A 14,171-nucleotide genomic window follows, 5' to 3' on the forward strand; every position below is an offset into this window, starting at 1 on the left:
AAAAATCGAAAACGACTTAGACTTACAAGAGTTTATGGCAAAATATGACAAAGAATCTGATTATAGACGATTTAAGGGTCCCATGGGTATTGCGGTGATGTTGCTGGCCATAACCTTCTCTCTATTTCAGTTATATACTGCTTATTTTGGGGTTTTGGATGCCCAACTTCAAAGGGCTGTCCACTTATCCTTTGGCTTAGCTTTGGTCTATTTGTTATATCCTGCCAAAAAAAGCTGGTCCCGCAGCAAACTACATTGGTTTGATGCCTTGTTAGCAGTGGCTGCGGTAGCAACACCTATGTATATATTGGTATACTACAAAGAATTGGTAATGCGTGCTGGTATTGTAACTACCACCGATATGATTATAGGCGGTTTAGGTATTCTATTTGTTATCGAAGCAGCCCGCCGTGTAGTGGGCTGGCCAATTGTTACTGTGGCTATACTGTTCTTGGGCTATGCCTTTGCCGGGCCTTATCTCCCCGGAGCCTTTGCCCATCAAGGGGCCACCATCAGTGGGTTGGTGGGTCACCTTTACTATACCACTGAAGGAATTTTTGGTATTCCTTTAGGTGTTTCATCAACCTTTATCTTCTTGTTTATCTTATTTGGTGCCTACCTAGAAAAGACAGGTTTGGGCAAGTTCTTTATCGACTTGGCCAATGCCATTGCTGGTTGGGCCAGTGGTGGGCCCGCTAAGGTTGCGGTGCTTTCCAGTGGATTAATGGGAACAGTATCCGGTAGCTCCGTAGGAAACGTTGCCGGAACCGGTAGTTTTACCATTCCCATGATGAAAAAACTTGGCTATCGGCCTGAATTTGCCGGTGCCGTAGAAGCGGCCGCCTCCACCGGGGGCCAATTAATGCCACCTATTATGGGAGCAGCGGCTTTCTTGATGGCGGAGTTTACCGCAACACCCTATATTGATATTGTTAAAGCTGCTACAATACCCGCAATACTGTATTTTACCGGTATCTGGATTGGAGTACACCTAGAAGCTAAAAAGACTGGCCTTAAGGGTATCCCAAAAGATAAGTTGCCGAAGGTAGTTAACATTCTTAAAGAGAGAGGGCATTTAGCTATACCTTTAGCTGTTATCGTATACCTATTAGTAACCGGCTACACTCCTATGCGGGCAGCCCTTGCAGCCATTGTATTGTCCATTGTCTGTTCCATGCTACGCAAGTCTACCCGCATCTCCCTAATGGATATTTTAAAGGGGTTGGAGGAAGGTGCCAGAGCTGCCCTAGGTGTTATTATAGCCTGTGCTACAGCGGGGATTATTATTGGTGTGGTAACGAAGACTGGTCTAGGACTAAAATTGGGTTCAGCATTAATCGACCTAGCCCATGGCCAACTATTACCGACATTGTTCTTTACCATGATTACATCCATTATTTTAGGTATGGGTGTACCAACAACTGCTAACTATGTAATTACTTCAACCATTGCTGCACCAGCTCTTATTCAGCTAGGTGTACCAATGCTAGCGGCTCACATGTTTGTGTTTTATTTTGGGATCATCGCTGACGTTACACCTCCGGTGGCCTTGGCAGCCTTTGCCGGTGCTGGTATTGCGGGTAGTGACCCCATAAAAACTGGGGTGAATGCGTCTAAGCTGGCCATAGCGGCATTCCTGATACCCTACATCTTTGTCATGTCACCATCGCTATTGTTAATAGATACCACTATACCTAAAGTAGCAATGATGATAGTTACTTCCCTTACCGGGATGACGGCAATTGCTGCGGCGCTGGCAGGTTATCTGATTACCCATGCCGGCAAGATAGAAAAAATCCTTTTCTTTATTGGCGGTTTACTAATGATTGATCCAAATCTCCTTACAGATGTTATAGGCTTCGTGATACTATTGTCTGCCATAGTTATTCAGAAGATAAAAGCTAAAAAGGACAAACTGACTTTAAGCGCATAATAAAAAGGACAGCTCCTTGGACATTAAGGGGCTGTCCTTTTAGCTCTTAGCCATTAGCCTTTAGCTATTAGAAAAAAGACAAAAACTAATCGCTAAAAGCTAACGACAAAAATGAAGGAGCTTATTCAGCTCCTTCATTTTTCGGTACATATTTAAAAATTTCGTGAGATTCAAAGGTGTCAATTAGCCGATTAATCCAATTGTAGTATTCTAAAGCATTTTTGATTTTTTCAATATCTTTTTCCACTTTGTCACGTAATGGTTCTGGTAAATCCTCTTTATCTTGTAAAAATTTTAATTCCTGCAAGGATTTACGAAGGGATTGAATATTATCGTCAATGCCTTTACGCCACTTGATGGAAAAGTAGTCAATGAAGTTTTGATACCAATCCTGTTCAATTTCATAATGATCCTTACGGGTCCCCTTCATCCAAACCTTATTGACCATATTAAGGTCTAAAAGAGTTCTTACCCCGGTACTCATACTAGTTTTACTCATACCCAAGGCTTCACCCATCTCATCCAATGTCATCGGTTTATCCTGAAAGAGAAGAGTTCCGTATAAATGACCTATGGACATGGTAATGCCATATAAATCTATATTACGAGCCAAAGCATCAATCACTCGATCCTGGGCCCTATTTATGATTTGTTCATAATGGATTGGTGAATTCAACTGAGTTGATTTATCCATGAGGGAGAAAGACCTCCTACAGAATTACTGTTAAACATTTTACTGTTATTATTGCTAAATGTAAAGAATGATTGTGGACAATATGAAAACGAAAAACGGAGCATACAGAACTATAACATTATAAAGTTTAAACTTTACGTAAATTATAGACAGATATAAGACGATACCAATTTTGTGTAAAATTGTTTAAGGTTTTACAATGTATTTAGAGGTTTACTAATTAAGTAAATTGAGGTGGAAATGTGACAAAAATTAAGGTTGAAAACTTGAGTAAGATCTTTGGACCTAAACCTGAGAGGGCTAAAGATCTTTTGAAAAAAGGTTGGAATAAGCAAAAAATCTTAGAGGAAACCGGGTTAACCATAGGGGTAAACCAGGTTAATTTTCATGTTAATACAGGGGAGATTTTTGTCATTATGGGTTTGTCTGGTAGTGGCAAATCAACCTTGGTACGGTTACTTAATCGGCTCATTGAACCAACCAGTGGAACAATTAAAATTGATGGTAAAAATATTGCAACTATGAATATGGAAGAACTTCGTGAAGTAAGAAGAAAAAAGTTAAGTATGGTTTTCCAACGTTTTGCCCTCTTTCCCCATAGAACAGTTGTTGAAAATGTGGAATATGGTTTGGAAGTTCAGGGCGTACCTGCGGAGAAACGTCGACAAGAGGCAGTGCAGGCCTTGGATATGGTGGGTTTGCATGGTTGGGAAAACAACTACCCGGATCAGTTGAGTGGAGGTATGCAGCAAAGAGTTGGTCTAGCCCGGGCCTTGGCCAATAACCCAGATGTTTTGCTGATGGATGAGGCCTTCAGTGCATTGGATCCATTAATTCGTAAGGATATGCAGGATGAACTACTAGAGCTACAATCCAATATGCAAAAAACCATTATCTTTATCACCCATGACTTAGATGAAGCCCTGAAAATCGGGGATAGAATCGCCCTGATGAAGGATGGCAAGATTGTACAAGTGGGTACGCCGGAAGAAATATTGACTAACCCGGCCAATGAATATGTTGAAAAGTTTGTACAGGATGTAGATATGTCCAAGGTACTAACTGCAGAGCACGTGATGAAGAGACCTGAGACCATAACCTTAGATCGGGGTCCCAGGGTTGCCTTGCAATTAATGAGGGATAGCGGAGTATCCAGTCTGTATGTTGTAGATAAGAGAAAGATTCTACTGGGGGTTGTGACAGCGGATGCTGTTTCCAAAGCCACCCAGGACGGCTTAACCCTTGAGGCAGTCATGCAAAGAGAGGTGCCTACGGTTTCTCCAGATACCCGTCTGAATGAGTTATTTGATCTCATTGCCTTTACGCCTGTACCACTGGCAGTGGTAAGTGAGCACCGTCGTTTACTGGGCGTAATTGTTCGTGGAGCAGTACTGGGCGGCCTTGCCGGTAAAGTAAACCAAGAAACTGAAAAAGACATAGTGCCTAAGGAAGGGGTTGGACACATTGGCAAACTTATTTCCTAAAATGCCCCTTGATACTTGGATTGAAGGAATGGTGAGCTTTCTTGACGATCATCTGGGAGGTTTCTTTGACCTAATATCCGCATTAATAACTGGTTGGGTCGATCTCTTTGCATATATTTTTATGATCATTCCTGATTGGGCGTTAATACTCGGTTTAACACTACTAGCCTGGAATTTTAGCAAGAAATCAGTGGCTCTTTTTACTCTGGCAGGATTGTTTTTAGTAAATAACCTTGGCTATTGGGATAATACCATGCTGACCTTGGCTTTGGTATTGACTGCGGCTATGATCTCAATCTTTATTGGTGTTCCCACTGGTATTTTATGTGCTAGAAAGGACACTGTGCGGGATATTGTTATGCCAGCTTTAGATTTTATGCAGACCATGCCAGCTTTTGTCTACCTGATACCAGCCATCTTTTTCTTTGGGTTAGGAAAAGTACCAGGCGTCATTGCTTCGGTGATTTTTGCTATGCCGCCCACTATACGGTTAACCAACCTAGGTATTAGGCAGGTTCCCTGTGAATTGGTGGAGGCAGCGGATGCCTTTGGTTCTACACCTACACAAAAACTGTTAAAGGTACAGCTTCCGTTGGCTAAGCCTACGATAATGGCTGGTATTAACCAATGCATAATGTTGGCCTTATCCATGGTGGTTATTGCTTCAATGATTGGGGCCAAGGGGCTGGGTGCGGATGTCTACAGGGCTGTAACCCAAATTAAGATAGGGGCAGGTTTCGAAGCAGGTTTAGCCATCGTCATTCTGGCTATCATTCTTGACAGAATGACGCAAAATATAGGCAGAAAACAAGTATAAGGGGGAGAAGGTTTGAAAAGAAAAGGATTATTTTTATTAGTGATTGGCTTGGTGATTTCATTACTGGCGGTAGGCTGTGGTGGTGCTACGGAAACTAATCAGTCAGGTAAAGTAGGAGATCAAGTAGACTATAAGATCATCGGCATTGACCCTGGAGCGGGGATCATGAAAGCCACTAGCAAAGCACTACAGGAATATGAATTAAAAGATTGGGAACTAGTAGAGGGCTCAGGTGCGGCAATGACAGCGGCTTTAACCAAGGCCTATGAGAATGAAGAACCCATTATTGTAACAGGGTGGACACCCCACTGGAAATTTGCCAAATATGATCTCAAATATCTAGAAGACCCCAAAAAGATCTTTGGGGATGATGAGTTTATTCATACAATTGCCCGGATGGGCTTAAAAGAAGACCATCCCAGTGCCTATCAGTTTCTGGACAAGTTTAATTGGCAGCCAGAAGATATGGCAGTAGTAATGGTAGATATTATGGAAGGTACTGATGAGGGGCAAGCGGCTGCTAAATGGGTGAAAAATAATGAGGAAAAGGTTAATCAATGGCTGGATGGAATCACTCCGGTACAAGGAGAAAAAATAAACCTGGCCTATGTTGCTTGGGATTCTGAAATTGCTAGCACCAACGTTGTAGCAGTGGTCCTAGAAAAACTGGGTTATGAAGTGGAATTAAGCCAGGTGGAAGCTGGTCCCATGTGGGCTGGTTTGGCTTCTGGAGATGCAGACGCCAGTGTTGCAGCTTGGTTACCCGCAACCCATGCCGATTATTACAAAGAGTTTAAAGACAAACTTGACGACCTCGGACCTAACATGGAAGGAACCAGAATAGGATTGGTGGTTCCAGCTTATATGGATATAAATTCCATTGAGGATCTGAAATAGCCATTAGCCTTAAAAAACCCTAGGCCATGGGCCATGAGCCCTGGGCCTAGGGTTTTTTGTGCTTGATATGCTTAAGGATCTTTTAATAGATGATACACGATCAAGTCCATATTGACCCATAAGTAAAACATGCAAAAAAGCTCATGGCACACGGCTTATGGCCCAGAGCTAGTATCTAACTCGTCATCTATTCAAACCCATTTACAAACTAAGATACACCTGTTATAGTTTAACTACAACTAAATAATCTGGGGAGCTGGGGAGACTGGCTGAGAGGGTACAGAGGTACCGACCCGTAAAACCTGATCTGGGTAATGCCAGCGGAGGGACAGAGAATCTTCTCATGTGCCAAAAAGCTATCCTTCTGGGGTAGCTTTTTTTATTTAATGTGTTGGAAAGTATAAAGACTTTGGACATACCTAGGGTAAACTAAGGGATGCCAAGTTTTTTCTAATAGTCAAATAGTTCAAGGAGGAAAAAAGATGCCCATAGTAAATGTAGGATTTCAAGTAATACCCAAAACCAAAGGTGATGACAGTTATGAAATTGTTGATAAGGCCATAGAGGTGGTTCAGCAAGCTGGGGTAAAGTACGAAGTTGGCCCCATGGAAACTGTCATGGAAGGTGAGATGGATCACCTGATTGAGATTGTAAAAAAAGCTCAGGAAGCTTGTATTACTGCAGGGGCTTCGGAAGTGATGACCTACATAAAGATTCACTATCGTCCTGAAGGAGTAACGATCGATGAAAAGATCGCTAAATACCGATAATAGGGACTTTGCAGCTATTTTTCTGCCTGGATTTACCCTGCTATTTCTCTTGATATTGTGGGAGATTGCCGTAGAAATTAGCCAGGTGGAAGCTTGGATTCTACCAGGGCCAAGTCAAATCGTAGAGGCGCTATGGCAGGCTAGAGAACTTCTGTGGCGGCATAGTACCCAAACCATCTATGAGACTGTTCTGGGCTTGGGCATAGCCGTTGTGGTCGGTATTACTTTGGCAACAGCCATCGACTGGTCCCAGTCCCTAAGAAAGGCTATTTATCCTCTATTAATCATCTCCCAGACTATTCCTATTATTGCTGTAGCACCGTTGTTAATTATCTGGTTTGGTTATGGTTTACTGCCCAAAGTTCTCGTGGTGGCCTTAGTCTGCTTCTTCCCCATTACAATAAACTTAGCCGATGGCTATCGGCTGGTGGACAGAGATATGATTCGACTTCTATCAGCCATGGGAGCGGATACTAGAAAGATTTTTACCATGGTAAAGCTTCCCGCAGCCCTGCCTTTCTTCTTTTCTGGGCTGCGTATTGCAGGCACTTATAGTGTAATGGGGGCAGTAATTGGTGAGTGGTTGGGGGCCAGCAAAGGGTTAGGAATTTTTATGACCCGTTCCTCCCAGTCCTATTTAACTGATCGAGTCTTTGCAGCCATTATTGTTATTACCTGTCTTAGTCTATTGATCTACCTCATCATCGAAGGTGTTGCCCGGCTTGTTATGCCCTGGTATTACAGGAAAACCTAGCAGTCAGCCGTAGCTTATAGAAAAGCCTTGGGGAAGGGCCGTGGGCCATGAGCCATGGGCCTTGAGCATTGAGTTTTTTGGAAAAACTAAACTCACCGAATTAGCAAGTGCTATCGTTATCCCCCGCAGATGCAATAACCCTTACACGCGCCCTGCTTTCATGATTGCCTTATTAAGGAAGGAGAATTTAAAATGGTTCGTAGAAAAGTAATGATTTTTTGTCTGCTGGCCTGCCTGATGCTATTGTTTACTGGCTGTACGCAGGAGAAAAAAGCAGCACCGGAGCAAAGCAAAGAGGAAGGATTAAAGAAAATAACTGTCATGCTGGATTGGTTTCCCAATACCAACCACACAGGTCTCTATGTAGCAAAGGACAAAGGTTATTATGAGGCAGAGGGACTGGAGGTAGAAATTGTTCAGCCCGGCGAGGGTAGTACTACGGATCAACTGGTAGCCACCGGCAAAGCAGATTTCGGTATCAGCTATCAGGAAAGTGTTACCCAGGCTCGGTCAACAGGGATTCCCCTAGTGTCCCTGGCAGCGGTGATCCAACACAACACTTCGGCCTTTGCTTCACTAAAAGAAGCCAATATAACCTCCCCCCAAGATTTTGTAGGTAAGCGTTATGGCGGCTGGGGTTCTCCAGTGGAGGAAGCGGTTCTTAAGGCTGTTATGGAAAAAGCCGGTGTTGAAGCGGATAAAGTACAAAATATTACCTTAGGTGCTACAGACTTCTTTAACTCCATCGGGCGAGATGCAGATTTTGAATGGATATATTATGGTTGGGACGGTGTAGAAGCCCAAAGAAGGGGTATGCAATTAAATTTGATTATGCTTAAAGACTTAGACCCGGCTCTCGATTACTATACACCGGTGATTATTACCAATGAGCAACATATATCTGAGCAACAGGAGCTAGTTAAGAAATTTATGGCCGCCACGGCCAAGGGTTACCAATGGAGTATCGAAAATTCCAGCCAAGCTGCAGAGGTATTACTAAATAATGCTCCAGAACTTAATGCAGAACTGGTTAAAGCCAGTCAAGCTTGGGTAAGTGCAAAATATCAGGAAGATGCCCCTCGCTGGGGAGAACAAAGGGAGGAAGTTTGGGCCAGCTATGCCCAGTGGATGTTTGAACGAGGCTTAATAGAGCAAAACATTAAGGCTCAGGAGGCCTTTACCAATCAGTTTCTTCCCCAGTAATGGTATATGAATCAAGGCAGGTGGAAAAAATGCCAGGCCAGAGATTGCTCCTAAGGGATATAAGTAAGAGCTTTAGCCAAAGTAAACAAAAGCAAATTATGGCTCTGGACAATGTTTCTTTGACAGTAGAAGCAGGGGAGTTTGTTAGTCTCCTTGGGCCCAGTGGTTGTGGTAAAAGTACCTTACTGGATTTAGTTGCAGGATTGGTTAGGCCAGACGAAGGGGAAATTCTGTTGGGAGAGCATTCAATCCTAGGAGAACGGGGTAATGTTAGCTATATGCTTCAGAGCGATTTGCTATTTCCCTGGCGAACTGTCCTGGATAATGTGGTGATTCCTCTACAACTAGAGGGAAGCAGTGTGGATGAGGCCCGTAAACGGGCCATGGAGCTACTGCCGTTATTTGGGTTGGAGAAATTTGCACAAAGCTATCCGGATATGCTCTCCGGCGGTATGAGACAGCGAGCAGCCTTGTTGAGAACGTATCTATGCAATAAGGATGTGATGCTGTTGGACGAGCCCTTTGGTAAATTAGATGCCCTCACGAAGGTCCAAATGCAGCAGTGGCTAATAAATATTTGGCAACATTTTAAACATTCGGTATTATTCGTTACCCACGATATTGATGAAGCGATTCTCCTTTCGGATCGGATTTATCTTCTCTCGCCCAGACCGGGTCGAATACAGGCTGAAATACCAGTGACATTACCGCGACCCAGACGACCACGTATCACAACCGACAGTTCCTTTACCCGAATAAAAGAAAGAATTTACCGTTACTTCGAAACTGGGATCTTTTGCTGGGAGGAGAAAAGTCTTGACAACAGGCAGCAGAATATTAATATTTTCCGGGGGTAATCTAGGACCCTGGGCACTACAACAGTTTGCAGCTGGGGATTTTATTCTAGGGGTCGACCGTGGGGCCTATTATCTAATCCAGAATGGTATTGTACCGGACCTAGCCATGGGCGATTTTGATTCCGTCACCCAGAGCCAATTGGACAGGATTCAAGACCAGAGTAAAAGCTATATTTCCTGCGATCCGATCATGAAGAATGAGACGGATACAGAAATGGCCTTTAACTGGGCTATCCAACAAAAACCCAAGGAGATTATACTATTGGGAGTGCTGGGAGATCGATTTGACCATAGTTTAGCAAATATACACTTGCTGGCCAAGGGCTTAGAAGCAGGGGTTCCCTGTCGTATTGTGGGGGAAAAAAATGAAATGATCCTTATTAATGACAGTGTCCAAGTACAGCAAGATGCTTTCCCACAGGTTTCACTATTACCTCTAACTATGCAGGTTACGGGGATTAATCTCACTGGATTTCAATACCCCTTGGAGAACGCCACCTTGGTAATGGGCCATTCCTTGGGTATTAGCAATGTCTTGCTTGAAGATAGAGGCAAAATAGAAGTGGCAACGGGAATGCTGCTCATAATTAAAAGTAAAGATTAATTTAGCAACCCCCATCAACTGATGGGGGTTGCTAAATTAAAGTCTAAAAAATATTAGCAGCCGGAACAGGAGCCTCCACAGGCACCGCTGTCGTTGGAAGAACAACTGCAGCTACCTTGGGTGGGTGGCTCAGGATCAGACGGAATGCCCTTAAGGCCTTCTTGAATTTTAAAGTTAACTTCGTTTACCACTTCGTAGAACTGGGATTGTGCATCTAGATACGCCTTTACTAAAGGATGTACTGTGGCCTTTTTTTCCATTTGTTCTAAAGTATCTAAGTTTTCTTGGGTAAGTTGATGACCCATCATTTGCATCCGTTGGTAGGATTTCTGTAATTCCTGAAACTCCTTAACCAAGGAACGGGCTTCTTTGTCTTTAGCCACGGCCCTTTGTGTGTCTAGAACCCGTTGATACTCTTCGGTGGTGGATAACTTTTTACCCAGCTCAGTAGCCATTTCATAAACTGACATAATTTTCACCTCCACCCTTGTATTTTCTCCAACCATAAGCAAAATCCTACTAGAAAAATAAAGTTAGCTATACAATAAATGATCAACTTAAATGGAATAAAATGCTAGAAGCAATCTTATCTTTGAATATAGGAGAATAAATGGAGCATTACAAGCAAAGGTGGTGATTCTTTCCCTGGGAGACAATAAGAGTATCTTTACGCGACTGGGAATCGGTGATATATTTTCTATTGGGAAAATCCATACAAACCTAAACCCTATGACATTTTAATAAAAAATCTGTCAATTTAAGAAGGAATAATTTAAGTTACACCGAATAGGCTTAATATCAGCCTCGTATTGAGGAGATTTATGCCCTCATAAAGGTATATATGCCATACCCTAGCCCACTCCCAATGGACTCAAATATTTACTGAAGGAGGGTTGTGGAATGTATGTAGTTTCAATTAATGCCGACAAGTGTGAAGGTTGTGGCGAATGTATTGATGCTTGTCCTGCAGGTATACTGGGCATGGTTGATGGTAAAGCAGAAGTAACTGGGGCAGAAACAGATTGCATGGGTTGTGAAACCTGTGTTGTAACTTGTCCAAACGAAGCTTGCTCTCTTCAAGAGTTGTAATCATAATAGTTTTTATTGAGGCTTCTTCTGGGCAGGGAACTGGCGTTGCGGATGCTGTGACATAATATATTTGCATGTTAGCTAACTAAAAGATATAATGTTTTGTTGTAAATTTTAAAGGAGGTGTAGCAGTGACCTATTTAGTTCTACAGATTTTACCCTATATTTCTGTTGCGGTATTGGTAATTGGTCTTCTTTACAGAATTGGCAGATGGGCCAATGGACGTATTGTTCACCAAATTACCTTGACGACCCCTGCACCAACCACCCAAACTGGTGCTGTGGTAAACATTGCTACGGAAGCGATATTTTTCCGCAGCATGTTTAAGACTGACAAGGCCCTTTGGGGTGGTGCATGGATTATGCACATTGCACTGTTTTCTGTTTTGGGTGGACACGTATTAGGTATTGGCACACTGGGCCTGCAATTTTATTACATCGGACTTACCTCTGCGGAACTTAGTGAATACCTATCTAACTTACTTGGTACATCCTTTGGTATTATAATGTTACTTGGTCTATTCTACTTGTTGTATCGCAGAATGGCCATTAACGAAGTAAAACAAATTTCTGCTCCCAGCGATTATGCTCATTTGTTACTATTGATAGCCATTGTGTCTGTTGGTAACTTAATGCGCTTTGTTCCTGAATGGGGAATTCACTATGAACCCGTTCGTGACTATGTGGTAAACTTACTTACCTTTGCTCCGGTTACCGCTGACATGGAAGTTATGCACAAGCCATTATTTGTAATTCACTTACTACTGGTACAAGTTTTGATGATGATCCTCCCCTTTAGCAAACTACTACACATTCCTGGTATGTTCGCTCATCGGTGGATTTTAACACGGCCCCTTGTTGAGCCCGCACCAGGTTTACCCGGCATTCCAGTAGGTGGTTCCGGTCATGCCGTTTCCAGCGGTCAATCCACTTCAGGGGGGGTGCAATAAATGCCATTAACTGAAACTGGTTTAAAGCAGCCTGTTAAAGCCAGCGTTGCAGACATGTTAAAGATTGATATCAATCCCGTGCCTGATGACCAAAAGGTTGAAGCAGCAATTAAACATTTAAATGAACTGGGTCAAAAGTTCCGTTCTCTCATGATTACCTTTGAATCCTGCACTAAGTGTGGGTTGTGTGCAGAAAACTGTCATACCTACCTTGGCACCAGGGATCCTTATAATATCCCTACCAACCGTGCAGATTTACTGCGCAAGGTTTATAAGCGCTATTTTACTCCGGAAGGTAAGTTCTTCCCTAAGCTCATCGGTGCTAAAGACTTAGAACTGGAAGATCTAGAGAAAATGTACTCTTATTTCTACCAGTGCAATGAGTGCCGCCGCTGCTCTTTGGTTTGTCCCTTTGGCTTAGATACCTGTGAAGTAACCATGGCTGGCCGTCAGCTTCTGCACTGGCTGGGGATGGTACCCAAGCTTCAGGCAGCCGTTGGTGCAGCTATGAAGAAAACCGGCAACCATACGGGCATTCCTAAGGGTGGCTTGGCTGATACCTGTGAGTTCCTGTGTGAGGACATAGTGGATGAAACTGGTGTGGACATTAAGATGCCCATAGATCAGAATGCAGACATCTTGTATATTCCTTCATCTGCGGACTTTATGTTGAATCCTAACACGATGACAGGCGTAGCCAAGTTCTTCCATTACCTGGGTGCTAACTGGACCATGAGCAGTGAGATTGCCGAGGCAGGAAACTTTGGCTTGCTGTTTGACCAGCGTCACACCATGCGTGCTAACTGTATGCGCATCATTGATGAAGCTTTAAAATATGGTTGCAAAAAGATTGTTTGGGGTGAGTGCGGTCACGGTTGGCGTACCGGTAAAATGTATCTCCCCGGCATGTTAGATCGTCCTGGTCGTATTCCCATCGTTCATCTGCATGATGAAGTACGTTACTACATCGAAAAGGGTGCGCTTAATCTACACAAAGATGCTAACGTTCGTCCAGTAACACTGCACGACCCCTGTAACTTTGGTAGAGCATGTAATATGAGTGAAACCCTGCGTGTGGTTATGAATGCATCTGTTTCTAACTTTAAGGAAATGTACCCCAACCGTGAACGTAACTTCTGCTGTGGTGGCGGATCCGCTGTTCTCTATGACGATCCTGAAATGTACGATCTGCGTATCAAGTTTTCTGCCAAGAAGGCTGAGCAAGTACGTGAAACAGGCGTAGGCAAGGATGGAGACGGTATTCTGTGTGCTCCTTGCTCCATCTGTAAAGCACAACTTTACCCGATGGTTAAAGAGCACAAGCTAGGTGTAGAAGTTAAAGGTCTTATTGACTTAGTTGGTTTAGCTTTATATCCACCTATTAATAAGTAATATAATTAGATAAAATAATATAATATGTATTTTCTTAAAAATATGTGCTTGTACTACTACAAAAAAAACCTCAAACAGTATATAATATAACTTGGTATAAAAGTTCCGCATTAGCGGTGCTAAATAAAAAAAACTCCTGGAGGTGCGCTTTTAGATGGCATTTATCGATGTAAACGGCCAGCAATACGAAGTTGATGAGGATGGTTTCTTATTGAACCCTGATACCTGGACTGAAGACGTAGCTAAATATTTCTGCAAAGAAGAAGGTATCGACGAACTGACCGAAGACCACTGGAAAGTAATTAAATACCTGCGTGACTACTTCTTCCAATTCGGTATTGCTCCTATGGTTCGTAAGCTGTGCAAAGACACCGGTTACAGCCTAAAAGGTCTCTACGAACTGTTCCCCACCGGCCCTGCTAAGGGTGCTTGCAAACTGGCTGGCCTTCCCAAGCCCACCGGTTGCGTATAAGAATAAGCATAATTACGAGGCACCCTCACTTGGAACTATCCAGGTGAGGGTGCTTTCATTTGGTATAGCCGCGGGCCTTGGGCCATGAGCCATGGGTCTTTTGTGCATGCTTTACTTAAGGGTATTTAGCTCATGGTCCACTGTATTATCAACGATGCAGTGTGACTATCAATATATAGAAGTTTAATGTAGAATAAAATTTGTGATTAAAGAAATTATATAACTATACAAGGTTACTACCGTACAGACAACAGC

General features: G+C 43.1%; 15 protein-coding genes and 1 riboswitch. Of the genes, 13 read left to right on the top strand and 2 right to left on the bottom strand.

From position 1 onward, the window contains the following. Positions 1 to 34: 34 nt before the first annotated feature. Complete coding sequence (locus ACYQ03_RS03235) at positions 35 to 1,933, top strand: TRAP transporter permease (RefSeq protein WP_459908727.1); 1,899 nt, start codon at positions 35 to 37, stop codon at positions 1,931 to 1,933. Between the two features lie 121 nt (positions 1,934 to 2,054). Here ACYQ03_RS03235 and ACYQ03_RS03240 read toward each other — a convergent pair whose 3' ends face one another. Beyond that, a complete protein-coding gene (locus ACYQ03_RS03240) occupies positions 2,055 to 2,627 on the bottom strand; it encodes a GbsR/MarR family transcriptional regulator (RefSeq protein WP_459907598.1) in 573 nt (190 codons plus the stop codon). 242 nt (positions 2,628 to 2,869) lie between these two features. Here ACYQ03_RS03240 and proV point away from each other — a divergent pair, with 242 nt between their 5' ends. The 8 genes from proV (at position 2,870) to ACYQ03_RS03280 (ending at position 10,013) form a co-directional block, all read left to right on the top strand. Further along, positions 2,870 to 4,111, top strand: a complete 1,242-nt coding sequence (gene proV, locus ACYQ03_RS03245; RefSeq protein ID WP_459907599.1) for a glycine betaine/L-proline ABC transporter ATP-binding protein ProV — start codon at positions 2,870 to 2,872, stop codon at positions 4,109 to 4,111. Then, complete coding sequence (locus ACYQ03_RS03250) at positions 4,092 to 4,928, top strand: ABC transporter permease (protein ID WP_459907600.1); 837 nt, start codon at positions 4,092 to 4,094, stop codon at positions 4,926 to 4,928. Before proV ends, ACYQ03_RS03250 begins: the two co-directional genes overlap by 20 nt. Positions 4,929 to 4,940: 12 nt before the next feature. After that, the gene (locus ACYQ03_RS03255; RefSeq protein WP_459907602.1) at positions 4,941 to 5,825 is read left to right on the top strand and encodes a glycine betaine ABC transporter substrate-binding protein; all 885 of its coding nucleotides are present in this window, start codon (positions 4,941 to 4,943) and stop codon (positions 5,823 to 5,825) included. A 239-nt stretch (positions 5,826 to 6,064) separates the two neighbouring features. After that, a riboswitch (TPP riboswitch) is annotated at positions 6,065 to 6,171 on the top strand. Between the two features lie 136 nt (positions 6,172 to 6,307). After that, positions 6,308 to 6,595, top strand: a complete 288-nt coding sequence (locus tag ACYQ03_RS03260) for a thiamine-binding protein (protein ID WP_459907603.1) — start codon at positions 6,308 to 6,310, stop codon at positions 6,593 to 6,595. Then, complete coding sequence (locus tag ACYQ03_RS03265) at positions 6,570 to 7,349, top strand: ABC transporter permease (RefSeq protein WP_459907605.1); 780 nt, start codon at positions 6,570 to 6,572, stop codon at positions 7,347 to 7,349. The genes ACYQ03_RS03260 and ACYQ03_RS03265 overlap by 26 nt, the downstream gene beginning before the upstream one ends. A 192-nt stretch (positions 7,350 to 7,541) precedes the next feature. Next, on the top strand, positions 7,542 to 8,552 hold the full coding sequence (locus ACYQ03_RS03270) for an ABC transporter substrate-binding protein (protein WP_459907607.1): 1,011 nt from the start codon (positions 7,542 to 7,544) through the stop codon (positions 8,550 to 8,552). A 29-nt stretch (positions 8,553 to 8,581) separates the two neighbouring features. Then, positions 8,582 to 9,409, top strand: a complete 828-nt coding sequence (locus ACYQ03_RS03275) for an ABC transporter ATP-binding protein (RefSeq protein WP_459907608.1) — start codon at positions 8,582 to 8,584, stop codon at positions 9,407 to 9,409. Then, positions 9,369 to 10,013 (top strand): thiamine diphosphokinase, encoded by a 645-nt coding sequence (locus ACYQ03_RS03280; RefSeq protein WP_459907610.1) that lies wholly within the window; start codon positions 9,369 to 9,371, stop codon positions 10,011 to 10,013. The genes ACYQ03_RS03275 and ACYQ03_RS03280 overlap by 41 nt, the downstream gene beginning before the upstream one ends. Before the next feature lie 53 nt (positions 10,014 to 10,066). Here ACYQ03_RS03280 and ACYQ03_RS03285 read toward each other — a convergent pair whose 3' ends face one another. Next, positions 10,067 to 10,483, bottom strand: a complete 417-nt coding sequence (locus tag ACYQ03_RS03285; RefSeq protein WP_459907611.1) for a YlbF/YmcA family competence regulator — start codon at positions 10,481 to 10,483, stop codon at positions 10,067 to 10,069. 430 nt (positions 10,484 to 10,913) lie between these two features. Here ACYQ03_RS03285 and ACYQ03_RS03290 point away from each other — a divergent pair, with 430 nt between their 5' ends. From ACYQ03_RS03290 to ACYQ03_RS03305, 4 genes are all read left to right on the top strand, one after another. Beyond that, entirely contained in the window at positions 10,914 to 11,102 is a 189-nt protein-coding gene (locus ACYQ03_RS03290; protein WP_459907613.1) for a 4Fe-4S dicluster domain-containing protein, read from the top strand. Between the two features lie 131 nt (positions 11,103 to 11,233). Then, a complete protein-coding gene (locus ACYQ03_RS03295) occupies positions 11,234 to 12,052 on the top strand; it encodes a respiratory nitrate reductase subunit gamma (protein WP_459907614.1) in 819 nt (272 codons plus the stop codon). Further along, a complete protein-coding gene (locus tag ACYQ03_RS03300) occupies positions 12,053 to 13,444 on the top strand; it encodes a (Fe-S)-binding protein (RefSeq protein WP_459907615.1) in 1,392 nt (463 codons plus the stop codon). A gap of 154 nt (positions 13,445 to 13,598) precedes the next feature. Beyond that, positions 13,599 to 13,916 (top strand): TusE/DsrC/DsvC family sulfur relay protein, encoded by a 318-nt coding sequence (locus ACYQ03_RS03305; RefSeq protein ID WP_459907616.1) that lies wholly within the window; start codon positions 13,599 to 13,601, stop codon positions 13,914 to 13,916. Positions 13,917 to 14,171: the final 255 nt, after the last annotated feature.

Source organism: Desulfotomaculum defluvii (genome assembly GCF_054657375.1).